23 protein-coding genes are annotated in these 25790 nt (G+C 50.4%); 2 read left to right on the top strand and 21 right to left on the bottom strand.

Annotation, left to right across the window (positions count from 1 at the left end):
- Positions 1-11: 11 nt before the first annotated feature.
- From ACEVG1_RS10270 to mutS, 4 genes are all read right to left on the bottom strand, one after another.
- Complete coding sequence (locus ACEVG1_RS10270; protein WP_374743570.1) at positions 12-1028, bottom strand: LD-carboxypeptidase; 1017 nt, start codon at positions 1026-1028, stop codon at positions 12-14.
- A gap of 17 nt (positions 1029-1045) precedes the next feature.
- Positions 1046-2380: a dihydroorotase gene (locus tag ACEVG1_RS10265; RefSeq protein ID WP_374743569.1), complete on the bottom strand. Its 1335-nt coding sequence runs from the start codon at positions 2378-2380 to the stop codon at positions 1046-1048.
- 131 nt (positions 2381-2511) lie between these two features.
- Positions 2512-2973: a hypothetical protein gene (locus ACEVG1_RS10260; RefSeq protein ID WP_374743568.1), complete on the bottom strand. Its 462-nt coding sequence runs from the start codon at positions 2971-2973 to the stop codon at positions 2512-2514.
- A gap of 95 nt (positions 2974-3068) precedes the next feature.
- Positions 3069-5702 carry a DNA mismatch repair protein MutS gene (mutS, locus tag ACEVG1_RS10255; RefSeq protein ID WP_374743567.1) on the bottom strand — a complete coding sequence of 878 codons (2634 nt, stop codon included), beginning with the start codon at positions 5700-5702 and terminating at the stop codon, positions 3069-3071.
- A 114-nt stretch (positions 5703-5816) separates the two neighbouring features.
- Between mutS and mtgA the strand changes: the two genes are divergently transcribed.
- On the top strand, positions 5817-6509 hold the full coding sequence (mtgA, locus tag ACEVG1_RS10250; RefSeq protein WP_374743566.1) for a monofunctional biosynthetic peptidoglycan transglycosylase: 693 nt from the start codon (positions 5817-5819) through the stop codon (positions 6507-6509).
- Positions 6510-6531: 22 nt separating this feature from the next.
- Here the strand turns inward: mtgA and ACEVG1_RS10245 are convergent, their stop codons facing one another.
- The 16 genes from ACEVG1_RS10245 to ACEVG1_RS10170 form a co-directional block, all read right to left on the bottom strand.
- Positions 6532-6996 carry an ABC transporter ATPase gene (locus ACEVG1_RS10245; RefSeq protein WP_374743565.1) on the bottom strand — a complete coding sequence of 155 codons (465 nt, stop codon included), beginning with the start codon at positions 6994-6996 and terminating at the stop codon, positions 6532-6534.
- A gap of 31 nt (positions 6997-7027) precedes the next feature.
- Positions 7028-7561, bottom strand: coding sequence for a DUF420 domain-containing protein (locus tag ACEVG1_RS10240; RefSeq protein ID WP_374743564.1), 534 nt, complete (start codon positions 7559-7561; stop codon positions 7028-7030).
- 58 nt (positions 7562-7619) lie between these two features.
- Complete coding sequence (locus ACEVG1_RS10235) at positions 7620-8330, bottom strand: SCO family protein (protein ID WP_374743563.1); 711 nt, start codon at positions 8328-8330, stop codon at positions 7620-7622.
- A complete protein-coding gene (locus ACEVG1_RS10230) occupies positions 8327-8710 on the bottom strand; it encodes a cytochrome C oxidase subunit IV family protein (protein ID WP_374743562.1) in 384 nt (127 codons plus the stop codon). Before ACEVG1_RS10230 ends, ACEVG1_RS10235 begins: the two co-directional genes overlap by 4 nt.
- A gap of 26 nt (positions 8711-8736) precedes the next feature.
- Entirely contained in the window at positions 8737-9465 is a 729-nt protein-coding gene (locus tag ACEVG1_RS10225) for a cytochrome c oxidase subunit 3 (RefSeq protein ID WP_374743561.1), read from the bottom strand.
- A 9-nt stretch (positions 9466-9474) separates the two neighbouring features.
- The gene (locus tag ACEVG1_RS10220) at positions 9475-10065 is read right to left on the bottom strand and encodes a heme-copper oxidase subunit III (protein WP_374743560.1); all 591 of its coding nucleotides are present in this window, start codon (positions 10063-10065) and stop codon (positions 9475-9477) included.
- A complete protein-coding gene (cyoE, locus tag ACEVG1_RS10215; RefSeq protein WP_374743589.1) occupies positions 10062-10964 on the bottom strand; it encodes a heme o synthase in 903 nt (300 codons plus the stop codon). Before cyoE ends, ACEVG1_RS10220 begins: the two co-directional genes overlap by 4 nt.
- 189 nt (positions 10965-11153) lie before the next feature.
- Entirely contained in the window at positions 11154-12215 is a 1062-nt protein-coding gene (locus tag ACEVG1_RS10210) for a heme A synthase (RefSeq protein ID WP_374743559.1), read from the bottom strand.
- Between the two features lie 6 nt (positions 12216-12221).
- Positions 12222-14111, bottom strand: coding sequence for a cbb3-type cytochrome c oxidase subunit I (locus tag ACEVG1_RS10205; protein WP_374743558.1), 1890 nt, complete (start codon positions 14109-14111; stop codon positions 12222-12224).
- Positions 14112-14144: 33 nt separating this feature from the next.
- Positions 14145-15473 carry a cytochrome c oxidase subunit II gene (locus ACEVG1_RS10200; RefSeq protein ID WP_374743557.1) on the bottom strand — a complete coding sequence of 443 codons (1329 nt, stop codon included), beginning with the start codon at positions 15471-15473 and terminating at the stop codon, positions 14145-14147.
- Positions 15474-15536: 63 nt separating this feature from the next.
- A complete protein-coding gene (locus ACEVG1_RS10195) occupies positions 15537-16772 on the bottom strand; it encodes a quinol:cytochrome C oxidoreductase (RefSeq protein WP_374743556.1) in 1236 nt (411 codons plus the stop codon).
- Positions 16773-16792: 20 nt separating this feature from the next.
- Positions 16793-17425 (bottom strand): cytochrome c, encoded by a 633-nt coding sequence (locus ACEVG1_RS10190; protein WP_374743555.1) that lies wholly within the window; start codon positions 17423-17425, stop codon positions 16793-16795.
- On the bottom strand, positions 17409-17945 hold the full coding sequence (locus ACEVG1_RS10185) for a DUF3341 domain-containing protein (RefSeq protein WP_374743554.1): 537 nt from the start codon (positions 17943-17945) through the stop codon (positions 17409-17411). Before ACEVG1_RS10185 ends, ACEVG1_RS10190 begins: the two co-directional genes overlap by 17 nt.
- Positions 17946-17949: 4 nt before the next feature.
- The gene (nrfD, locus tag ACEVG1_RS10180) at positions 17950-19431 is read right to left on the bottom strand and encodes an NrfD/PsrC family molybdoenzyme membrane anchor subunit (RefSeq protein WP_374743553.1); all 1482 of its coding nucleotides are present in this window, start codon (positions 19429-19431) and stop codon (positions 17950-17952) included.
- Between the two features lie 21 nt (positions 19432-19452).
- Entirely contained in the window at positions 19453-22467 is a 3015-nt protein-coding gene (locus ACEVG1_RS10175; RefSeq protein WP_374743552.1) for a TAT-variant-translocated molybdopterin oxidoreductase, read from the bottom strand.
- 53 nt (positions 22468-22520) lie between these two features.
- A complete protein-coding gene (locus ACEVG1_RS10170; RefSeq protein ID WP_374743551.1) occupies positions 22521-23807 on the bottom strand; it encodes a cytochrome c3 family protein in 1287 nt (428 codons plus the stop codon).
- A 433-nt stretch (positions 23808-24240) separates the two neighbouring features.
- On the opposite strand from ACEVG1_RS10170, the gene ACEVG1_RS10165 reads away from it, so the two are divergent.
- Positions 24241-24741 carry a methionine-R-sulfoxide reductase gene (locus tag ACEVG1_RS10165; protein WP_374743550.1) on the top strand — a complete coding sequence of 167 codons (501 nt, stop codon included), beginning with the start codon at positions 24241-24243 and terminating at the stop codon, positions 24739-24741.
- Here ACEVG1_RS10165 and ACEVG1_RS10160 read toward each other — a convergent pair.
- Complete coding sequence (locus ACEVG1_RS10160) at positions 24698-25717, bottom strand: LacI family DNA-binding transcriptional regulator (protein WP_374743549.1); 1020 nt, start codon at positions 25715-25717, stop codon at positions 24698-24700. The two genes, ACEVG1_RS10165 and ACEVG1_RS10160, sit on opposite strands and share 44 nt — an antisense overlap.
- Positions 25718-25790: the final 73 nt, after the last annotated feature.

Here is a 25790-nt window from a genome sequence, read left to right as displayed (position 1 = left end):
GATACGATTAACTAGCCGGCGGGGAAAATGTTTTCAGTAACGGCAATCACTCCCCTGTCTGCGTCGATACGCGCTCTTGCCCCTACCGGTAGGATGAACTGCTCATCCATATGCCCGATCAACGCACCTTGGTAGGCAGGGATCCCCAGCGGCTTGATGTAATCGTCCAGTACTTGGTCCAACGTCAACGAGCTGCGCGGATTCGATGCCTCACAGTCCGAACACCGCCCGAAAACAAACCCCTTGATGCGCTGCAACACACCGGATAGAGCCAACTGACTGAACATCCGATCGATGCGGTAAGGCTCTTCACCGATATCTTCCAGAAAAAGGATGCTATCAGCAAAGTCCGGATAATACCGGGAACCCGCTATACCGGTCAAAACAGTGAGGTTCCCGCCCAGCAACCGCCCTTCGGCGGTTCCCGGTGTTAGCGTCCGTACCGGTCGCTGATTGGCCGAATATACGGGTGCTTTGCCTCGGAAAAACAGCTGCTCGAACTGATCGAGTACCATGGGTGTCCACCGGCTGTTTGCCACGGCCCCGTGGAATGTGATCAGTCCCGTTTGCGTATAGATAGCTTGGTGGAAAGCGGTAATATCGCTATAGCCCAGAAAAATCTTTGGATTACGGGCAATGAGTCCATAATCCAGTTTATCGAGTAGCCTCGCGGCACCGGAGCCCCCACGCAGGCATACAATGGCTTTTATTTGGGGGTTTGCAAACATATCGTGCAGATCGGCAATGCGCTCCTCGTCTTTACCGGCCAGGTATCCGTATTTCTTGCCCACGTGCTTGCCCCACTGGAGGCGAAGACCCAATGCCTCGAAATTTGCTTCGGCAATACGGTACCCTTCGTCGTCGACCAATGCCGACGAAGGGGTAATTACCCCGATGGTGTCTCCCTTTTTGATGGTAGGCGGATGAATGGACGGCCGGTAATGGCGTACGATGGCGGGACCACTGGTGGATATAGGCAATGCCGCCATGCCCAAGCCCAATGTTTTGATGAAGGTACGTTTATCCATATTCTCTTTACGAATGACTAGCGATCAAACGACAACCGTTGGCCGCTGCCTTTTTCCAATAACTCTCCGTGTTGATATACCAGCTTACCCGACACCCACGTATGGGTGATGGTGGACTTAAACGTATACCCTTCAAACGGTGACCACCTGCATTTGGATAATAGGTTACTCCGGCTCACGGTATAGGGTTTATTCAGATCGACCAACACGAGGTCGGCCCAATACCCCTCGCGTACGAAGCCACGTTCCGCTACCTGAAAACAGGTGGCCACGTTGTGAGCACCCTTCTGCACCAGTTGTTCCAGCGTGAGCCGGCCACCGTGGTACATATCCAATAGCGCCTGCAGGGCATGCTGCACCAGCGGACCACCCGACGGTGCCTGACCATAGGGCTGCGATTTCTCCGCCAGCGTATGTGGTGCGTGGTCGGTAGCGATAACGTCTATGTGTCCATCAAGTACGGCGGCCCATACGCCCTCGCGGTCCGCAGCTGTCTTTACTGCCGGGTTCCACTTGATGAAATTGCCTTTTTCGGCATAGTCGGCATCACTGAACCATAGGTGATGTATACACGCTTCCGCCGTAATTCGTTTATCAGCGAGGGGGATATTGCTTTCGAACAAGCCAATCTCTTTAGCGGTAGAAATATGCAGGATATGGAGTCGCGTACCATGCTTCCTCGCCAAGCCAACCGCGCGGGAAGAGGAGATGTAGCATGCTTCTGCCGACCGGATAAGGGGATGCATATCGGGAGTAAGCTTATCGCCATAGGTCGCTTTATATCGAGCCAGGTTTTGTTGGATGGTCGCCTCGTCCTCGCAGTGCGTGGCGATGAGCATGGGCGAACTGGCGAATATACTTTGAAGCGTATGCTCGTCATCCACCAGCATGTTGCCGGTAGACGACCCCATGAACACCTTGATGCCGCATACCTCTTTCGCATCGGTACGGAGTACTTCGTCTAGGTTATCGTTGGCAGCGCCCATGTAGAACGAATAGTTGGCCAGCGATTGACGCGCGGCCACGTCATATTTATCTTGCAGGAGCGCTTGGGTGAGCGTATTGGGCACCGTATTGGGCATTTCCATAAATGAGGTGGTGCCACCCGCTACAGCAGCGCGGCTTTCGTGCCAAATGTCTGCCTTATAGGTAAGCCCCGGTTCACGGAAATGCACTTGGTCATCGATCAGGCCCGGCAAGAGATGCAACCCCTCGGCATTGATTTCAACGTCTGCAACGACAGCCAGCTGAGGAGCTACTTTTTCAATACGGCCATCAACGATCAAGACATCACAGGTGTCTATCTTCCCTTCATTGACAACGGTTGCGGCTTTAATAACGGTTTTGGACATGTGTTGGCCTTTTTTGCAAACTTAGCTAAAGTTTAAATAAATACCAATCCGTTTGGCCGGCGACGCTTCTGAAAAAGAGAAAGATACCGAACTGGTGCTCAGCACCTTTCTCCTGAATGACGATTGCGTTGTTATAGAGGCAGATTGGCCATAAACTGCACATTCAGTCCACCAATATTCACACCCATCATAAAAGACGGCATGGTATGGGCAAATACCCAGGCATTGTTTCGATGGTATACGTACCCCCGCCGATAGGGGTCATAGTAAGTACGGTACTTAGGGAAATACACATATTCGCTCCGGTGGTAGAACCGCTTACCATAGTACCAGTCGTCGTGGTCACGATAGTGGTGTCTTTTCTGCTTTATGTATTTCCTGTATTCGCGATCACGTTTCTCATAAAACTTGCGGTATTCATGGTCACGCTTTTTTGCATATTTCCAGTAGGCTTTTTCCTGCTTCTGGTGGTGCTTTACATATTCCTTCTTTTGCTTACCTCTACGGTCCTTGCCCCGCCCCTGCGCGTCGGCTTCCAAAGTGGTGCCCATAATAAAGGCGAAGGCGGCGATTACGATGGCTAACTTTTTCATGGCATCAATCTTTTACGTGAAACATACAAAACAAACTCCTACCCGTAAGACAGCAGAAGTGATGCCAAGGTTTAAGCAAGACCAGAAATCGTAGGTCAATTTTTCAACAGCCGCTGGATCTCATCCAGCTTCATCAGCGCTTCAACGGGGGTCAGCGTATTCACATCGAGGTTGTTGAGCATATCCCTGATTTTTGCAAGGATGGGGTCGTCGATTGAAAACATCTGCAACTGGTAGGCCTGCTTCTGGATTTTCTTGATGCTATCTTTGATGTGCTCGCCCCCGGTGCGCTCCTGCTCCAGCCGCTTGAGGATTTCGTTGGCACGTTGCAGCAACCTGGGTGGCATACCGGCCAGCTTGGCCACATGGATACCGAAACTGTGTTCGCTGCCACCCGGCACCAGCTTGCGGAGGAAAATCACCTTATTCGCTACTTCCTTTACAGACACATTGAAATTCTTGATCCGCGGGAAAGAAGTAGCGAGTTCGTTCAACTCGTGATAGTGGGTGGCAAAGAGCGTTTTTGCCCTTGCCGTGGGATGACCATGGAGGAACTCCGCGATGGCCCATGCGATGGATATGCCATCGTAGGTACTCGTACCCCGTCCGATCTCATCGAGCAGGATGAGGCTCCGATCGGAGAGGTTGTTCATGATACTGGCCGTCTCGTTCATCTCCACCATGAAGGTCGACTCGCCCGACGACAGGTTATCTGACGCACCCACGCGGGTAAATATCTTGTCGACCAACCCTATGCGTGCTTCCTTGGCCGGCACAAAACTACCCATCTGTGCCATGAGCACAATCAGTCCAGTCTGCCGCAACAGGGCGGATTTACCCGCCATGTTGGGTCCCGTGATGATGATGATCTGCTGGGTATCGTTGTCGAGAAAAACATCGTTGGTAATATAATCTTCGCCTACCGGTAGGTTTTGCTCAATGACCGGGTGGCGGCCGCCTTTGATATCGATTGCATTGTTCAGGTCGATCGCGGGCTTCACATAATGGTTCCGCTCCGCAATCACGGCAAAATTAAGCAGTACATCCAGCCGGGCCACGAGCTGGGCATCAAGCTGTATCGGCTTAATGTATTCGGCAACGGCCGCAACCAGCTCGCCGTACAACCGGGCTTCCAGTGTCTGAATCTTTTCCTCAGCGCCCAGTATCTGGTCTTCGTAGGTCTTTAGCTCTTCGGTAATGTACCGCTCTGCGTTGACCAGCGTCTGCTTGCGTACCCACTCCGCCGGCACCTTGTCCTTGTGGGCGTTGGTCACCTCCAGGTAATAGCCGAACACATTATTAAAAGCTATTTTAAGCGACGGGATGCCCGTGGCTTCCGCTTCACGCTTTTGGATGGCGAGCAGATAATCTTTCCCACCGAAGGCAATTTCTCGCAGCTTGTCAAGCTCGCTGTTCACTCCATCGGCAATGACATTCCCTTTATTCAACGCAACCGGCGGTTCCGGCTGCAACTGCGTTTCGATGCGTTCGCGGACCGGGGTACAGGCGTTGAGCTGGTCGGCAATGGTGTTGAGCGCAGCCACCGATATATTGCCGATACGTTCCCTCAGTGCATCGATCGCATACAGCGCCCGTTTGAGTTGGACAACTTCGCGGGGGTTGGCCTTCTGGAGGCCGATCTTGCTGATAAGCCGCTCCAGATCGCCGATTTGTTTGATTTCGCGGATCAACTCCTCGCGGAGCTCTCCGTGCCGATACAGGTAGTCGACTACCTCAAGCCGTTCGGTAATGGCTTTTTGGTCTTTCAGTGGCATCACCATCCAGCGCTTCAGCAGTCGTGCACCCATGGGCGACGCGGTTTGGTCCATCACATCGGCCAATGTAACAGCCTGTTCATTTGCCGATGCCACTAATTCGAGGTTGCGGATGGTGAAGCGGTCGAGCCACATGAAGCGGTCTTCCTCGATACGCGAAATGGTCGATATATGCTGCAGGTTGCGGTGCTCGGTTTCATTGAGGTAGTGCAACGCTACCCCCGCCGCCACAATACCCAGCGGCAAACGATCCACGCCAAAGCCTTTCAGCGATTTGACCTCGAAGTGTTTAAGCAAGGTTTCGGTGGCATAGTCGCCGGTATATGCCCACTCATCAAGCGCGTACGTATAGAACTGGCTACCGAATTGGTCGATGAACGATTTGTATTGGCGTTTGCCCATGATGACTTCCGTCGGTTTGAACCCTTGGAGCAACTTATCAATGTAAGCCGCTGTACCCTGTGCTACCAGAAATTCACCCGTGGAAATATCAAGAAAAGACACCCCTACGGCCTGTTTATCGAAAAAGACGGACGCGAGGTAATTGTTGGATTTCTGTTGGACGATGTTATCGTTATAGGAAACCCCCGGCGTTACCAGTTCGGTTACACCGCGCTTTACAATGGTCTTGGTGGTCTTGGGGTCTTCCAGTTGGTCGCATATTGCTACGCGTTGGCCGGCGCGCACCAGTTTTGGCAGGTATGTCTCGAGCGAGTGGTGCGGAAAACCGGCCAACGCGGTTTCCGACTCGCTGCCATTGCCCCGCTTGGTCAGCACGATACCGAGAATACCGGCGGCCTTGATGGCATCCTCGCCGAATGTCTCATAAAAGTCGCCCACGCGGAAAAGCAACAACGCTCCGGGGTATTTCACCTTGATGGCGTTGTACTGTTGCATTAATGGGGTTTCTTTCTTCGCCGCGTTTTTCACCGCCTTACTTGCTGTCTTTGCCATGTCAAGGGGGTAAAAATAGGATTATTGGCGTGATTTGGCAAACGGTATTCGTATATTCGCCACAGGAAGACCATGGTAACCAAACGAAAACGAAGACGTAAGCAAAAAGGGATAATGCAGTACATCCCGAGGGTTAAAAACAAATACCTCCGGTGGTCCCTGCGGGTCGTTGCTGGCTTTTTTATCATCACCTTTGCGTGGGTGATCCTGCTCGCCGTCATCAATCCGCCCATCACCTGGCTAATGGTGCAGCGTGGCATTGAGCGAAAAGCCGACGGCAAGGAATGGAAAATCACGAAGAAATGGATACGTTACGACGACCTGTCGGATAACCTGAAGCGTGCCGCCATTGCCGGCGAAGACGCCCGTTTCATGGAGCATTGGGGACTTGATCGCAAAGCTATCGCTGATGCCTACCAGCGCAACAAAGACGGCGGCAGGCTGCGTGGCGGCAGCACCATTAGCCAACAGACCGCCAAGAATGTATTCCTGTGGCCCCGCCGATCGTGGATAAGGAAAGGCTTCGAAACCTATTTTACGTTATTGATTGAACTGTTCTGGAGCAAGAAACGCATCCTGGAAGTATACCTCAATGTGATTGAAACGGGAGACGGATTATACGGTGCTGAGGCGGCCACCCAGCATTATTTTGGCAAATCGGCGCAAAGCCTTACCAAGCGGCAGGCTGCGTTGATTGTTGCCGTATTACCCAACCCGCGCCGATGGTCACCGGCAAAACCGACAGCATTTATTAACCGCAAAGCCAATACGATTGTACGGTATATGGGTTATAGTGAAATTCCTTAAATTAATGGTTAATGGCCAATTGTCAACTGTCAATTAAAAAAACCTGCGCATGCCAGCTTTCTTTCAACGGCACCTCCCAATGCGTTTCCAGCTCGGGGTAGTCTGTAATCAGGTTGTTGAACACGACGGTGTCACCGCTTACTTCACCGGCGGCGATAAGACGTTCAAACTCATTGCGCGGGGCAACGACGATTTGGTCCCCTTGCCGGTAAGCCATCTGCAGGCGATCGAAGAGGTTCAACCCGGTTTCCTTTTCTATTTCCTTAAGTAGGTAGACGGATTTATCGATGGAACAGCCCGTTGGCGGTGCAATGGCATCATCCACCATCAGGATGATGAAGCGATCATAACGGATTTCGGCCTTCGCGGCGAGCGGCTGGCCATGTGCCTTCCATTCGGCGGTGAAGAGGGTCAATTTATCGAGTACCTTCGCCTTATCGGCAGGAGTCAGTTGCCGATCGGCCTGATATATCCAAATACGTTGCATGGCACAAAGTTACAGCTTTTTGATGCACGCATCAACTTCCGTAATACGGCGAGATCATTAAATACACCACCACGCCGGTAACCGCCACATACAGCCAAAGGGGAAATGTATACTTGGCCAATTTCCGATGCCGTAGAAAGTCGCCCGATAAGCCGCGGACAAACGTAATCAATACAAAAGGAATCACAACGATCGAAAGCAGGATATGGGAAATCAAGATAAAGAAATATATGTAGCGGATGGTGCCCTCGCCACCGAAAGGCGTCGACTCGGCCGTCATGTGGTACGCTACGTACATCAGCAGAAATGCCGCCGAACAACCGATACATATCTTCACCAATGTTTCGTGCACCTTTTGTTGGCCGTTCTTGATAGCCACTACCGCCGCAATCAGCAATACGGCCGTCAAGCCATTTATCGTAGCATAAATCGGGGGCAGGAAGGTCAGCGGTTTCACATCGTACCCCAAATCCCGTAGATTAACGCCAAACAGGATGGCTACGACTACGGGAATAGCGACGGACAGGATAACAATCCACCTGTTGTATTTCTGCTCTTTGCTCATTGCTCTTTGCTATTCGCTTTTTGCTCAAATCTCACGTCTCAAATCTCACATCTCAAACTCAATACGGACTGGTCTCCCTAATCTCCTGCACCAACAGCAATTTAACTTCGTCAATCAATCGGTCTACTTCTTTCTTCGTGTTGACGTCATAATACCCCCGGATGCGCCGTTTGGAATCTACCAATATGAGTGACGAGCTGTGGATGAAGTTCGCTTCACGCGTTGTATCCCGTACCGCATCGACCAGGAAACCATTTCGGGCGATTTCGTATACGTCATCCTCGCCGCTGGTTAGGAAATGCCATTTCTTGGTGTCGGGCTGGTAAACCTCGGCGTATGCCCTGAGTACCTCCGGTGTATCATAAACCGTGTCTACCGTGAGGGTATAAAAGTTCACCATTCCATTACCGGCAAAACGCTCTGCTACCCGATTCATTTCATCGTTCATATGCTTACAGAAGGTGGCGCAGCGCGTAAAGAAGAAATTAACTACTGATATGGTTGTATCATTCATCAATACCGATACGGGGTCACCGTGGGCGTCCGTGAGCGAAAAAGGCGTGATCTGGTGAAAAAGCGTATCGGGTACCTGCTTCCCCATCCTGTTGGTGAATGTACCTGTCAGAGTTTTCTCGCCATAGATAGGCAGGTTCTGGTAGCGGTTTTCGCCTTTCCTTTCCAGTAAAAAATATAAAAATCCTGGCAGGATTAAGATGGTTGCCAGGATTAAGATTTTCTTTATACCGCTGGTATTCGCAGTGTTCGTCATTGCGGATTGGCCCAGTGGGGGAACGGATTGTAATGTGTGTGTAGGTATCCGCCCTCAGTAAGCATCAGTGCGATGAAGTAAATGATAAACAGGAACACGACAGCCACAGACATGATAAACCCAAAAGTTTCAAACTTAAGGTGCATGAAATAGGCTACGATATAATATGCCTTAACCAGCGTAAGTACGATGTAAACAGCATTCACTGCGAGCCCCTTTTGCACCACGCCGCCGTGCACCAATACCAACGCGATAAAAAACTCCAACGCTGTGAGCGCCAGTAGGTAAAAAAAGACGCGCCAAATCTTGCCCTTGGTCATACCCTCGTGGTGCTGCCCTTCTGCGTGTTCTACTGTATGATCTTGATGATGAGAAGCCATAATTTTTCAATAACTGCTTTAATTGTTTATACCAAATAAAAGAACGTAAACACGAATACCCACACCAAATCTACAAAGTGCCAGTATAGCCCCACCTTCTCTACCATCAGGTAGCTGCCCCGACGTTGAAAAGTGCCTGCCAGCGTCATACCGAGGATGATGATGTTCAACAAAATCCCCACGGATACGTGGAAACCGTGGAAACCGGTGATGGTAAAGAAAAGATTGGCAAACTGCAGAGCAGATACTTCCGAAATGTCTTTCGAAAAATACGGGGCCAGCGTAACCTCTGGCGACACGCCCTCCTGGGACGGAATACTTCCCCACCAGAAACCGGCATGGTGCAGGTGTGTCCATTCCAATGCCTGGCAACCAATAAACATCAATCCACCGATAATGGTCGCGATCATCCAACCGACCACCTCCTTTTTTGAATTACGGTGCCCCGCCTCTACGGCCAATACCATCGTTACCGAACTCATGATGAGGATAAACGTCATGATGCCCACAAATACCAACGGATAGCCGTAGTCTGCAATAAAAGGGATCGACTGGAACACCTTATCCGGATCCACCCAAGTCATGTGGGCGAACCGTTGCGAGCCATAGTAGATCAAAAATGCGGAAAATGTAAATGCATCGGACGTAAGGAAAAACCACATCATGATTTTGCCGTACTCCACATTGAAAGGCGACCTACCACCGTTCCATCGTCCGGTTTTTACCTTATCTAATTCCGTTACAGTTGTACTCATTGTTCAGTATTATTGGTTCAAAAGTAAAAAAACATAAATATAAATCCACAAAAAGCCTAGAAAATGCCAGAATAGCGTGGCCAGATCCATCCGGAAGACATTACTTACTTGCTTCACCCCTTGCAGACGCCCTACCAACGCACGGCCAAGCACGATAATCCCCGCAATAATGTGCGCCAGGTGCATACCTGTAAAGACATAGATGAACGATTGGGATGCATTGTTATTCACAAATACAACGCCCCTGCCCGTGAGGACACCCCAAGCGTATACCTGGACGGCAAAAAAGCCGACCCCCAATAAAAGCGTTACCATAAGCAACAGCTTCTGCCGGGCAAACCGTGTCTTCTTTGCAGCTACATAGGCAAGCTGCATGGTTACACTGCTCGCCACAATCAGTAGGGTACTGTAAATAAATGCATCGGGCAATATGGTTTTGATGCCCCGATCCACTCCGCCTGCCGTGTAGACAATAAAACCGCTGGACAGCGCAGCAAACATCATAAACATCCCAATCATGCCAAGCCAAAGGTTGAATTTCTTCGCCTTTTGCTGCACCAAATCTTCTTTATTTTGGGTGTATTGTACCATGGCTATCATAACGCTACAAAATCAAACAGCAATACCAACTGGATGAGTGGCAAATAGAAAAACGACGTAAACATAACCTTTCGCGCCGATGCTAGATCACACTTGATAAATAGCCTCAGACCATACCAGCTGAATAGCAACGCGCCGGCAAGCGACACCAACGATACGGCAATGCCACCAAACCCGAAGTAGTACGGCAGCAAGCTCACCGGCACCATCAGTAAGGTTGAAAACAATACCATGAATGCCGATACCTTGTCGCGGCGCGTGGTGGGCAATAACCGGAATCCTGCCCGCTTGTAATCTTCATCGAGTACCCAGGCAATACCCCAGAAATGCGGGAACTGCCACACGAACTGGATGGCAAACAAAACCAAGGGGACAATAACAATCGCAGCGGCGTTTGTTTGGCTATATAGTGCCAAGTCGTTTTGGCTGAAAGCCGCGTAATAGCCGATCAACGGCGGGAGTGCTCCGGGAAAAGCTCCAACGAATACCGCAATCGGCGACTTTCGCTTCAGCGGTGTATAGATAAAGGCGTAAAGGATGATGGAAAAAACAGATAGTACACCCGCCATGAAATTGAGCGTAACCAGCGTGTATGTACCTGCAATCCCCATCAGCAAACTCAGCACCAGCGCCTGCCCCGTGGTCATGCGACCGGCAGGGATTGGCCGGTCGGCGGTACGCTTCATCAGCTTGTCCAGGTCGCGTTCGATAATCTCGTTGAAACCATTGGCCGAACCCGTAACCAGAAAACCACCAAGTGTCAGTATCGCCCAATTGAGCCAATTAATATCGCCTTGCTGTTTACTGCCAATAAGGAATGCAATGGACGCAGAAAACACCACCGTCATGGTCAATCGCATTTTGACCAGCTTCTTCAAGTCGTCTACAAACTGCTTCACCTCTACGAGCGCCGCCCCCCGATGATGTTTGTGCACAACGACATTTCCCCCGTGTTTCTTGGCTTGTATGTCATTATCCGATATATTCATTCGAAAACAATCTATTCTCAATGGCCTCATGGAACCTGCACTTTCGTCGCCTTTTGTACCGAGCCCTTACATGGCAGGTTTCATTCACTCTCTTTCAAATTATAAAATGCCCTTACGCGGCACCGCGCTCAATAGGAGCATTACGTAATACTGCGTTCCAAACAACAAGCAGGCCGCCATTAGGTGGACCGTCTGTGCATATGGAGGCATCGCTAAGTAGGCCAGCACCAGCGCGCTCACCAGTTGCAACACCAACATTATAAGCAACAAATTCGTAAACCGGCTCTGATGGGTGTTGGCGGCGAACCGCGAACGTACCACAAAAAACAGTACGACGATTGCAATGCTCGATAGCCAAGCCAAACTGCGATGTATCTCAAATACCCCGCTCACCTGCTCCAACCACTCGCTCCGATCGGGCGAGTTGCCCGAAGACGCTATCAGATCAATTTCCTCCCGTACACCGGTACCAATGGCCACCTGCAATACAATCAACAGCAAGGAAAAAACGGCCAACGGCTTTATCCAACGTGACGTGTGATTGACCAGCAGGTCCTTATCGCGCATTGCCCTTACCTTGAAGTAGGTATAGATGCTAATGCCCAAAATGACCAAAGCCAACAGCATGTGCACCGTGATGATCCAGGGCATGAGGTTGGTGGATACCACAATGGACCCCAACCACGCTTGGTACCCGAGCGCAAATACATTGATCACACTCCAAACGAAGATGGATCGCTTTGTTTTAAAGAACGTAATGGAGCAAATAGCGGTAAGCAACACCAATATCCCCGTTACCGCACCCACCAATCGGTTGATATACTCTGTCCACGTCTTCGCGGCGTTGAACTCCTCATGCCTGAGGATACTTTCATCGTGCCGGATACGGTCGGCCAGCTCCTTATTGCCGAACCGTTCAAGCATACCGGCGAAACGTTCATTTTTTGCCTTGCGTCCGGCTATGTGCCTTTCCTCGTAACCCAGCGGCAATTGCGATTCGTCTGTTGGAGGAACCAGCCTGTCAAAGCACTTGGGCCAGTCTGGGCACCCCATGCCCGAACCCGTACTACGCACCACACCACCTGCAAGGATTACCAGGAATATCGAAACAATCGCTATCTTGTTAACCCTTAAAAACCGTCGTTCAGCGGGTGGAAGCATGTTCGGTTACTCCGTTTCCTTTGCCGGTTGCGGGCTATTCGCCAATTCCCACTCCCGTTGGATGCGCTCGGCCTCCGGATTGCCTTCAAAATCATGCGGCAGGTTCGAACTCATCGTTTCGGAGAAGGGAACCGTTTGCGGAATGAAATCCTCGTGGTGCCCCGGCTTGCTGTAATCATACGGCCACCGGTAAACCGTGGGTATCTCGCCGGGCCAGTTACCATGGATATGTTTCACAGGCGTAGTCCACTCCAACGTATTGGAACCCCAAGGGTTCTGCGGAGCGACCTTGCCAAACCGCATGGAGGCAAAGAAATTCCACAGGAAAGCGATCTGCCCCAATCCGGCAATAATTGCCGACCACGTGATAAATACGTTGACTGACATCCACTTTTCCATGAACGGGAACTCGGTAAAAGCATAATACCTGCGCGGTACACCGTCGATCCCCATAAAGTGCATGGGAAAGAATACGAAATATGCGCCCACAAATGTAAGCCAGAAGTGGAGATACCCCAGCTTTTCATCCATCATGCGCCCGAACATTTTCGGATACCAATGGTAAACACCGCACAGCATCCCGAATATCGATGCCGACCCCATCACCAAGTGGAAGTGGGCGACTACGAAATAGGTATCGTGCAAGTTGATATCCAACGCCGAGTTACCGACATACAAGCCGGTTAACCCACCGGAAATGAAGAACGATACCATACCGATAGCGAACAGCATGGCCGGCGTGAACCGGATATTACCCCGCCATAACGTGGCGAGGTAGTTGAACGACTTAACCGCCGAAGGAACTGCAATGATCAAGGTGGTAATCATAAAGACACCGCCCAAGAACGGATTCATGCCCGTTACGAACATATGGTGCCCCCATACAATAAACGATAATACCGTGATACCCACCAACGAGTAGACCATCGCATGGTAACCGAAAATAGGCTTACGGGAATTGGTCGAAATGACTTCAGACGTGAGCCCAAGCGCAGGCATCAACACGATGTATACTTCTGGGTGGCCCAAAAACCAGAACAAGTGCTGGAACAAAATAGGGCTGCCCCCTTCATTGGGCAGTATCTGCCCTTGGATGACCAAATCAGACAGGTAAAAGCTCGTACCCATGCTACGGTCAAAGAAAAGCAATACGACCGCCGATACCAGTACAGGGAACGAAAGCAAACCTACAATGGCTGTCAGAAACAAGGCCCATATCGTCAACGGCATTTTCCAAAGGTCCATCCCTTTGGTCCGCATATTCAATATCGTACTGATATAATTGGTACCACCGAGTACCTGCGATATGATAAATAGGGTCATGCTGATCAACCAAAGTGTCATACCCAACCCAGATCCCGGCATCGCCTTCGGCACAGCCGACAAGGGCGGGTAAATAGTCCACCCCGCACTTGCAGGGCCACTCTCAATAAAGAACGACGACACCATGACAACACACGCCGCAAAGAAAAACCAATACGATAGCATGTTCATGAATGGCGATGCCATGTCTCTGGCCCCGATTTGGTAAGGGATAAGCAGATTGGCAAAAGTACCGCTGAGGCCCGCTGTAAGCACAAAAAACACCATGATGGTACCATGTATGGTAACCAACGCCAAAAAGAAATCGGGATTGATACGGCCGCCTTCAGCCCATTTGCCCAAGAAGACTTCCAGAATCGGAAATTCCTTATCGGGCCAGGCCAACTGCAGCCTGAACAAGATAGATAACACCATGGCAAATACGGCCATGATAATACCAGTGATCAAAAATTGCTTCGCAATCATTTTGTGATCCTGGCTAAATACATACTTAGTCCAAAATGATTCATGGTGATGTCCATGATCACCGTGATGATCCAAATGATGCGTATCTGCGCTTGCTATACTTGACATATCTCTGTATTAATACGTTTTATCCTCTATTCCTTAGTTAGCTTGGGCCAATAAGTTGGCGTCCACTTCATCACCGTTGGCGGCTTGTGATAATTGAAACTCCTTCCGCAAATCTTCGGTGAAGAAATAAGGCTGCTCATTGAGCCAAGCCTGGTACTCTTCCTCGGTAACCACTCGCACCTTCTTCTGCATGTTGTAGTGACCACCCCCGCATATCTTATTGCATAACATCACAAAATCGTAGTTATAGTCGTCCATTTTATCGCGCATCTCCTCAGTGGTCATAGTGGCTGTAAACTGGAAATAGGTCTTCATGCCCGGCACGGCATTCATCTGTACCCGGAAATCAGGAATATAGAAACTATGCAAAATATCTTTTGACCCAATTTGGAAACGAACCGGCTTATTCACCGGAATGACAATTTCACTTGCCAACTGGTCATCCCAACTGCTCTTATCGTTAAAGTCAATACCCAGCCCGTTGAGCGGCGTAGTAAGCCGGTAGTCGCGCTCACCTATTTTGCCATCACGGCCGGGGTACCGCACTGTCCATGTAAACTGTTCGCCTGTTACCTCGATTAGGATGGCTTCTTTCTGGGCCTCTTCAGAAACGTTGGTGATTGACCGCCAGGTGAAAAAGCCAAAGAGTACGAGTACTGTCAGCGTCACAGCCGGAATAATGGTCCAAATCTTTTCCAACGTATTGTTGTGCGGATAGAAATACGCTTTCCGCGTTGGCCGTGCACGGTAGATATAAGCGAACGAAAACATCGCAATGTGCATGATAACCAATACGACGGTACAGATAACGGTTGTAATGATAAACATCGTGTCAATCTGTGCCCCGTGTTCCGTTACGGCTGCGCGAAACGATTGGGCACCGTGATGCACGTACGACCAATACACGCCATACAACCCCAAAACGAGCGCTAATAAAAACAACTTGGCATTGAAATTACGCATGTAATAGGTCGTATCCTTGCCATTCATCCGCCGGGTCAGCTCGTATACCTGGATGATCCTACCGATCACACCAACCAACACGCAAACGAAAAACACCAACAACAAACCATAAAAGAAATTCATGTATACCTGCGGGTCAATATCGGAGCCACTCTCTTCCACCGCAGCGACCGCCGTTGTTTTCGTGCTTGCAACTGTGGCAGGTGCCGTCGCTGTGTCAGTAGCCGCTACGGTGTCCGTTGCGGCGGCCGTATCTGCCACTGCAACCGCCGCTGTGTCTACAGCCTGTGCTACCGCATCGGCAGCTTCCTGCGAAAATACACGGTTCGTCAGCCCTATTCCCACAATGAATGCCAGTACCACGACTGCCCTAAACTTGCTATTATTTATAAAGCCCATTTCTTTTATAACGATTATCCCAATTTTAGTGTTTCTATCTTCACTTATTTAATCTATAGCACCTTAAATCTGGTGGTGCAAACTCTCCTCCAAGAAGGGGTGCTTCGCAGGGGCCAACGCATGCTTGCTCAACTTGCTCAGCACGAGAAATGCGAACAGTCCCGTAAAGCCAAGCGCTGCGCCTATTTCAACCCAGCCAAAAGCACGGTGGGCCTCAACAGTACCGGGCATCACCATGATGTAAAAGTCGAGCCAATGCCCCAAAAGCAGCACAATACATACGGCCCCGAGTACCTTACTGTTTCGCACAAAGTCGCGATTGACCAATACCAATACCGGGACTACGAAATTGATGAGGATATTAATCCAAAACCATGGCTTGTATTCCGGCTCCCAACGTTTGTAGAAGTAAACAGTCTCCTCAGGGATGTTGGCGTACCAAATCAGCATAAACTGCGCGAACCAAACATACGTCCAAAAAATGGAAAACCCAAAAATCAACTTGCCGAGATCGTGCAAGTGGTTTTCGTTTACCCAAGCCAAATAACCGGCCTTTTTCAACAAGATAACGATCAACGTAATCACACAGAGGCCACTGACGAATATGGCCGCGAAATTATACCAGCCAAACATGGTAGAAAACCAATGCGCCTCCAACGACATGATCGTATCGAACATCCAGATGGGTGAGGTGAATCCGAAAATCACGAGAAATATCGCTGACAACCTGAAGCTCCTTTTGTATGAATTTAGCCCACCGTGAAGATCTTCACTATATGAATACCGCGCCAAAAGCCAAGCGCAAATACTGTAGGCACCCATAAAAGCCACCTGCCGAATCAAAAAGCCAGGTGCATTAAGGAAGGCCGACTTCCCGGCTATCAATGCATCGTAATTGGGGCTGTTCGGATCGGTAAGCCCCTCACCAAACCAGTGGTGGTAAAGATTATGCGAAAACAGCCCGCCTACGATAATGACCAGTAAAATCAATGCAGCAACGGGCAATACATAAGCCATTGCCTGCGGTATCCGTATCAAACCCGACGGCCACCCCGCTTGGGTAACGTACTGGATAGCAAGAAAACACCCGCCGGCCGCGCAGACACCGGTAAAATAATATCCCATCAGCAACAGGTTGGCATACGTGCGCTCCACGGTAACGTGGTCACTGGAAAGCAAGCCTATAGCGATAGTCACGATGCCAATGGCAAGCGCGACCAAACTCACCACTTTCCCCCTTCCAGTGAATTTAAATTGCTCGCTGAAGTTATAATCGTTATGATGACTGTGAGTTCCCATTTAATATAGCTGATATAATATTATTTCTTTTGTAATTCTCTAACATACATAACCACCTGCCAGCGCTCCTCGGGCGATAATTGCGACGCATGCGAACCCATCACGTTCAGTCCGTAGGTAATGGTGTGGTATATCTTGCCATCGGTAAGATCAGCCATCGCCCCCCCGCGCGAGGAATTGATACCGTCCGACCGGGCATAGGATGGTGGCGTTGGGAAATTTTCAAGCATGCGCGATTCGGCCTCCAATGTCCTGTCTTTCGTAATCGAACCATCGCCATGCCCCTCGGGTCCGTGGCATACCGCACAATAGACCTGGTAAAGCGCCTCGCCTTGTGCAAGGTTGGCTTCCGTACGTTCCAATGGATTCATCAACTCCGCACCCGCGCGCTCGTAGTCGGCCGTGGTATTTGCGTAGTCAAACCGTTCAAATCCAACCGGCACGGTCCCTGCGGGAGGTGTTTGCGCCGTCTTCCCATCAACGAAATTGGGGTTTGGCTGGTCGGGATTATAGCCCAAGGGATCATACATATTCCGTGAAAACTCCCAGCCCCGGCTACGTGTAGTGCCGTCTCCGCAGGAAGTCACCACTGCCGCAATCGCGACGGCTGCACCTACAGCGCTAAGAAGTTTCATCTTATTCATAGCTAACATATTTTCGTTCGTTGTACTTCACTTCAACCGCACCTGCCGATTTCAACAGGCTTTCTATCTTCTCGTGGTCCGTATTATCCTTGGCGTCAATGGCGATAATGAATCGGTCGTCCGTAGCACGCAGGTCCATCACCCGGGGAGCACGACCTGGAAACAAATGGTTACGGAAGAAAAAAGTAGCCACCATGCCCAGGGCACACAGCAGGATCGTCACCTCGAACGTAACGGGCACGAATGCTGGCAATGGGAGCGACGGCTTACCTCCGATGTTCATCGGCCAATCGTACGTCATCGTATAATAAAGCAAGCTGAATCCGAGGCATGTACCTGTAATCCCAAAGCAAAACGCTGCAATAGGGAGGCGTGAACGCCTCACGCCCAGCTTATCTTCGATCCCGTGGATCGGCATCGGGGTAAAGCAATCGTAGATGCTGATGTTGTTGGCTTGAAGTCTGTCAATCCCGTCCATCATCTCGTCCGGATCGGCAAAACTACCAAGGATATACTTAATATTGCTCATTGCGCTATTTCGTTTCTAATTCGTTAATTTCTTCGTCCTTTACGGAATCGTACTTCGTTAGCGTATTCCTGAAAAATTCAACCTGCTCGTTATCCAGGTGCCCTTCCTTAATCAGCTTGGTCTTCTGCTGGAGGCTCGCGCTCTTCAGCAACAGTTTCACTTCGGCAATGGCTATACCGGGCAGGAAGCGCAGAAACAACAGGAACAATGTGAAAAACACGCCAATGGAACCCACAAACACACCGACATCCACCCACGACGGATAAAACATCGCCCAGCTGGAAGGCAGGTAGTCGCGATGCAGCGAGGTGACAATGATCACGAAACGTTCAAACCACATCCCGATGTTGACCACGATGGAAAGTACCCAAGAAATGGGGATGCTGGTCCGGATGCGTTTAAACCAAAACAGTTGCGGCGAAATAACGTTACACGTCATCATCGTCCAATAGGCCCACCAATAGGGTCCGGCAATCCGGTTGGAAAACGCGTACATTTCATACTCCGATCCCGAATACCAAGCGATGAACAGCTCGGTCAAATACGCGACACCAACAATCGAACCCGTTGCCAAGATGATCTTGTTCATGGATTCGATGTGGAACATCGTAATATAGTTTTCGAAGTTGAGCACCTTGCGCATTACCAACAGCAGCGTCTGCACCATGGCAAAGCCGGAAAAGATAGCCCCCGCAACGAAATAAGGCGGGAAAATAGTAGTGTGCCAACCGGGAATCACCGACGTGGCAAAGTCCATGGATACAATGGTGTGTACGGAAAGTACCAGCGGTGTCGAAATACCGGCGAGGATCAACGAAACGATTTCAAACCGCTGCCAGGTTTTCACCGACCCGTTCCATCCGAACGACATGATGGAATAAATCCTCCGTTTCAAGCCAGCGGCACGGTCGCGCACCGACGCAATATCCGGCAGGAGCCCACAATACCAAAACACCAACGATACGGTAAAGTAGGTAGAGATAGCAAATGCATCCCATACCAGCGGCGAATTGAAGTTTACCCACAGCGAACCAAACTGGTTGGGTAATGGGAAAATCCAGTACGCCAGCCAAGGGCGTCCCATGTGGGCAACCACGTAAGTGGCGGCGCAGATTACCGCAAAGATGGTCATCGCTTCCGCCGAACGGTTGATGGAGTTACGCCAGTTCTGGCGGAAAATCAAGAGTACCGCGGAAATAAGTGTACCGGCGTGGCCGATACCTACCCACCATACAAAGTCGGTGATATCCCACGCCCAACCCACGGTCTTGTTCAATCCCCACGCTCCGATACCGGTCCAGAATGTGTAACCCACGCTAAACACCCACAACGACGCGCCCAATGCTGCCAACGTAAAGCCAATCCACCACGCCCTGTTGGGTTTGTTCTCTACCGGCAATAGGATGTCGTCAGTCACCTTGGCATAGGTGATGTCTTTGCCGGTTACTAAAGGTTCCCTTATTATTGATTCGTTATGCGATGACATAAATATGTTTTTTCAAATTAATTAAGCCTCGTACGTATTTCTAACCTTGGTCATATAACCAATGCCCGGTTGCACGTTGATTTCCTCCAGCACATAATATACGCGCTCGTTGTTCAGGGCTTTCGACACTTCCGATTCCGGATCGTTGGCATCGCCGAAAATGATGGCGTTTGCCGAACATGCCGACGAGCAGGCCAGCTTAATGTCGCCATCTTTCAATGGCCGCTTCTCAATCTTAGCCTGCAATTTACCGGCTTGGATACGTTGAATACACATCGAGCATTTTTCCATCACACCGCGCGACCGCGATACCACGTCGGGATTGAGCACCAAATGGGTAAATTCGTTATTCAAGTAGTTATCGAAACGCGAATCGTTCCAGTAGTTGAACCAGTTGAAACGGCGAACTTTGTAAGGGCAGTTGTTGGCGCAGTACCGCGTACCAAAACACCGGTTGTAGGCCATGTGGTTCAACCCTTCGGACGAGTGTACGGTAGCCAATACCGGGCATACCGTTTCACAAGGCGCATGCTCGCAATGCTGGCACATCATCGGCTGGTGTACCACCGACACGCTTTCCAGATCGTCCAAATGGCGTATTTCATCTTCTTCCGTATACGCCCGACCATCTTGCTCGATGGAGTAATACCGATCGATGCGTATCCAATGCATTTCACGGCGGCGGCGCACTTCGTCGCGCCCCACTACCGGGATATTATTCTCCAGGTTACAAGCTACGATACAAGAGCCGCAACCTGTACAGGCATTGAGATCGATGGCCATGACCCACTTGTGGCCCGGCTGCTCGTACTTGTTCCACAAATCGTAGGTTTTGTGCGTATCGGTCCACCGGCCGGCATTGTGGGCCGGATTCTCCTGGTATTTGGCAAAACTTGTTTCACGGATAATGTTACGGCCTTCGATGGTATGGTGGGTCTGGGTCTGCGCCAGCTCGTACGAGCCTCCGGCCTTCGTCAACTTGGCCGTGGTGTTGTATTGCATGGTACCGTTTTGTAGCTTCACAAACGGGTATGCGTTCTTACCCACACCGTTGCCTGCTTTACCAGCCTTCGTGCGACCGTAGCCTACCGCAATGGATACCGTGCCCATGGCCTGTCCGGGCTGCATCAGCACCGGCAGGGTTACTGTGTATCCGTTTTCACCTTCCACGGTTACCAGGCTGTTTTCTCCCAAGCCTAATGTTTCGGCAAATTTGGGGTTCAATGCCGCGTAGTTGTCCCACGTCACTTTCGATACCGGATCAGGCATTTCCTGCAAGTAAGCGTTGTTCGCCTGCTTGCCGTCTTTGAGCGCAACGCTTTGGTAGAGTTGCACTTCAACATCCTTTGCCAGCGTCTTGCTTTGGGCAACGATGGCCTGCGCCACCGCACCCAGAGCTGCTGTGTCGGCACTATAAGCCGATGCAGGCTGGTCACCCTTAAATTCAAATCCCGTTTGCAGCACATCTTTCCAAGTCTTGCTGCTGCCAGCAAGGATCTGCTGCTCCCAGTTATCTTTTACAAACGTATAATAGTCGGTCTTATCGCCCGCCCACAACAACAGGCTTTGCTCCGCTTGGCGGGTGTTGTATACCGGATTGATTGTTGGCTGAACAATGGTGTAGTACCCTCCGCGCGGATGTGCGTCGCCCCAAGACTCCAAGAAGTTGTGGTTCGGCGCGATGGCTTCCAGTTCCGATGCGGTTTCATCCTCGCGGTCGGCAAACGAAAGCTTAAACTTGATTTTGCCCAATGCGTCTGCCACGGCATCTGCCTTGGCGTATTCATAAACGGGATTGGTATTCAGGAAAAATGCCACATCCACCTCGCCACGACCCGCTTCGGCCAAAAACGCCTCAAACGCTTCGTCGCTGCCTTTATATTGATGGGAAGGGTTATCCAGATCAATGGTATTGCCGTAGCTTTGCAATGCTACGTTAAGGGCATTGGTAAGCGTTTGTATGGCCACGTCATTGGAACCCGAAACCACCACCGCGCGGCCACGGGCCTGCAGTAGCTCTTGGGCCACCAATTTCAAGGCAGTTTGGGCTTTAGGGTTACCCCCTAATGCGCCCGGCAGGCTTTCGCCCGCTACCGCGTTATACAAGGCAATCAACAAGGGCCCTTCTTCCGACGGTTTGATGGCTATACGCACATCCGCATTCGTTCCGGTAAGGCTCATCCCCCCTTCGAATTGGATATGGCGCGACATCTTGCCCTTCTTCAGGCTCTTGTAGTCGCGGTTGGTGATGTATTGCTGCGTATGCTCCTCGCCATTGAGCCACGTACCTAGGAAATCAGCGGCAACACTGACGATGACATCGGCATTGTCAAAGCGGTAATTAGGTACCACCGCCTTACCGAAACTAGCCTCGTTTGCCTTGATGATGCCACTATAGGAAACCGCGTCCACCTCTACCAGCTTGGTGGTTGGGTATTTCTCGGTAAACCGGGCGATGGCCGCAATGGTTGACGGGCTGTTAATGGTGGACGATAGGATGCGGATTTGCTTTCCGGCAGCACTGGCCGCTCCCAAAGCAGTCACCACATGGGTATCCAACGCATCCCAAGATATATCGGTACCTTCGAATTTCGGGCCTTTCAGCTTGGATTGATCGTACAGGTCCAATACAGATGCTTGCGTAGCCGCGTCGGTACCGCAATTCAAGCCCACAGCCGCCGGATTTGCCTCCAACAGGATGGGCCGCCCCTCGCGGGTCCGTACCAATACGCTCTGCCCTTTGTAACTGGATGCGTAGAAGTTGGGGATACCGGGGGTGACTTCCTCCGGTTTAATCAAATAAGGCACTGCTTTATGTACAGGCGTACGATTACAAGCGGCCAACGTGACGGCACCTACCCCAAAGCCCAATGCTTTCAGGAAGTCCCGACGTGGCGTTCTCGTGCTTAAGCCAGCCTCATTCAAAACATCTTCAACAGGAATCGGTTCGGCAAACTCACCCTTGCTTTTCGCTACGAAAGCCGGCGTCTGCTGCAACTCTTCCAAACCTTTCCAATATTTCTTGTTGCTATCCATTTAAGCTATGTATAAAGATTGCGTAGTCTATGATATGATTACGTAGTTGTTCATTAATAGTGGCATTTGCCGCATTCCAATCCACCCAACATGGCCGCAGTGACTTTCTCACCTTTCTTCAGTTGTTCGTGCGCGGCGATCAGCTGGTCGTAATAGGCATTGCCTTCGTGGTTTACCTCAGTCTCTTTGTGGCAATCGATACACCACTTCATCGTGAGCGGCGAGTACTGGTACACTTCGGCCATCGTCTCAATCGGACCATGGCATGTCTGGCACTCCACCCCTGCTACTACCACGTGCTGTGAGTGGTTAAAGTAAGCGAAGTCAGGCAAGTTGTGGATACGTACCCACTCGATGGGGCGTTGGTTCGTACCGTATTCCATCGTTTCCGGATTGTAATCCAATGCCCGGTAAATCTTGGCGATTTCAGGCGAAAGCTCACCGTCGTATTTGTCGCTGGCCGTAATGGCCGTATGGCAGTTCATACATACGTTGGCCGAAGGGATGGAGGCATTTTTCGACTTATATGCGCCACCATGGCAGTATTGGCAATCGATCTGATTGACCCCCGCATGCAGTTGGTGTGAAAACTTGATGGGCTGTACCGGCTTGTACCCTTCATGTACCCCCACATTCCAAAGCGTCTTCCAACCTGCGGAACCAAGGAAAACGGCCACCAACAGTACCGCAAAAAACACCAGTTTCTTGTTTTTGGCTAGCTTTTTCAGCTTGCCTAGGTAATCCTTGCCTTGCCCTTCTCCTTCCGCCACTTCAGGAATCAGTGTTTGGTTGCTGGCGATGACCCGCTCCAAGGTGCGGATTACTTTATTGAGCACCAGGATGACGGCAAAAGCGAGGAGGATCACCGCTACAAGGCCGATGATCATGAAATTGCTCGCATCGCCGCTCGCCCCCGCGGAACCACCGGCCGCACCCGTGGCACCGCCGGCCGCATCAGCTGCAGCAGCTTTTTCATCTTCCGCCTTGATATAAGCCAATATACTCTTGATCTGACCTTCCTGCAGCTGCGGGAACGCAGACATAGCCCCCGGAAACTGGGGTTCCAATTCCAATGCGATCGGATCGCCGGCTGCAATCATCGCAGGAGCATTGTGGATCCACTTCACCAACCACTCTTCCTCCCGATGCTCATAGACCTTTGTCAACGCCGGACCGATAAATTTGGTTGCTATCTTATGGCAACTGGTACAGTTGGCTTTAAAAATTGTCTCGCCCTCCTTCGCATCCTGAGCTTGCAACGAAGAAACCGCAAACAACAACACCAACGCAACGGATATCGGCTTGGCAACTCTTTCAAAAACTAACGAGATATGTCTCATATCGAGCACGTTATACTGATTATGATAAATGTTAAAATTTGGGCAATCTGAATCAATGGAACTACACCCCTTTAATAATGCCACAAAAGTATAACTTATTGCCGTATCGATGACAATGGGATGACTGAATTTAATAATTTATAATCGTTCTAAATTGATTAAAATAAGCGATTAAAGCTCATATAGCATGATTTCAAGGAATGCCAACGACCGTCGATTATCGAGTTGGATTCGGATAGATTTGCGTTTCCCAAAATTATTTTTTATTATCGGAAAAGGCGTTCCCATAAGCCCCTTGGGCGGCAGCCACCGATTGAATTTTGTAGGCGGAGAATAATGACTTTCGGATGAAAACATTTTCACGATAAATAATGTATATTCGCATAAGGTGGGTTTTCACTTCCCCTACCGTAAACAAAATAAAATAGTACCGATGCGTTACCTCGGATTGATAGTTACAGTCTTATCGCTGCAAACGGCTTGTGGCCAAACTGCTCAAAAGCCGAACAGCCCCAAACAGGCAGGTGCTGCCCAACTTCATACAACAACAAATAAAATGGATACATCAAAATACAATGAATTGACCGCAGAAGAGGAATACGTTATCCTGCATAAGGGAACGGAACGGCCATTTACCGGGGCGTTGCTCAACAACAAAGCACAAGGCACTTATGTATGCAAGCGTTGTGATGCGCCGCTTTACCGGTCGGAAGACAAATTTGAATCCCATTGTGGATGGCCGAGTTTCGACGACGAAATCGACGGGGCTGTAAAACACGTGCCCGATGCGGATGGAAGGCGTACGGAAATCCTGTGTGCCAATTGCGGCGGTCACCTGGGCCACGTCTTCGTTGGCGAACGGTTCACGCCGAAAAATACGCGCCACTGCGTCAATTCCCTATCGATGAAATTTGTAGCATCGAAGACTCCCTAACGATCAGTTCCGACGGCAACACCACCTGTTTTGGCCCCTTCTCCTTACCATCGAGCTGGTTCAATAGGATGTTGATCAGCTCACTTGCAATGGCCTCAATGGGTTGGGATACCGCCGTGATGGTGGGGGTAAACAGCTTGAAAAGGGTATGGTCATCGTATGATACGACAGCGGGCATCGGCAACGCATACTGTTTCAAGGCTTTCAGGCCTGCTATGGCCAAATAGTTGGTGGCAAAGAACACCGCATCGGGTTCCTGCTCTTCCAAAAAAGTACGGAAATCGGCAATCGTGGCATGTTCGGTGTCGCCTATGTTTACCTTTTTCACATACGGTTGCAGCTTATAGGTATCAATGGCCCGCATATAACCATCCATCCGGTCGCGCATCTGCGTTTGCGAGGAGTAAAGCGTCACCATCGCAATGCGGCGATAACCCTGCTGTGCCAAGTGGGCAGTGGCGTCGTATGCCCCACGCACATTATCGGTGATCACATGGCTGGTATCCAAACCGGGGATATACCGGTCGAACAGCACAACGGGCAATTGGCTACCCAAAAGCGATGCTAGGGTATCGCGCACTCCCTCCGAGGGGGTGATGATATAGCCATCCACATGGCGGTCTCGGAACAACTGGATCAACTCGATGGCCTTTTCGGGCTGGTTATCGGTGCTGCAGTAGATAATCCGATACCCCCTGCTATAAGCTTTGGCCTCGATAAGTCGGGCGATGTTGGCGAAAAACGGATTGGAAATATCCTCGATGACCAAGCCGATGATCTTCGTTTTACCCGTACGGAGGCTTTTGGCCAGCTCATTGGGTTTGTAGCCTACTTTCTGCACGTGCTCGAGCACCCGTTTCGTCAATCCCTCGCTGATGCGCTTCTCCTTGGCTTTGCCGTTCAAGATAAAGGAGATGGTAGTAACCGATACCCCTAAATCCCTTGCGATGTCACTGATGAGTATTTTCTTCTTCATTTTAGCACCAAAAGCTTAATGTTTAGCAACGGCGCAAACCTATGGAATTTTCGCCATACTCTGACAAAATAAA

Origin of the sequence: Parapedobacter sp. 2B3, from assembly GCF_041925275.1 — a bacterium.
Taxonomy (GTDB): Bacteria; Bacteroidota; Bacteroidia; order Sphingobacteriales; family Sphingobacteriaceae; genus Parapedobacter; species Parapedobacter pyrenivorans_A.
The sequence above is the reverse complement of the archived record's forward strand: the minus strand, read 5'-3'. Positions and strand labels throughout refer to the sequence as shown.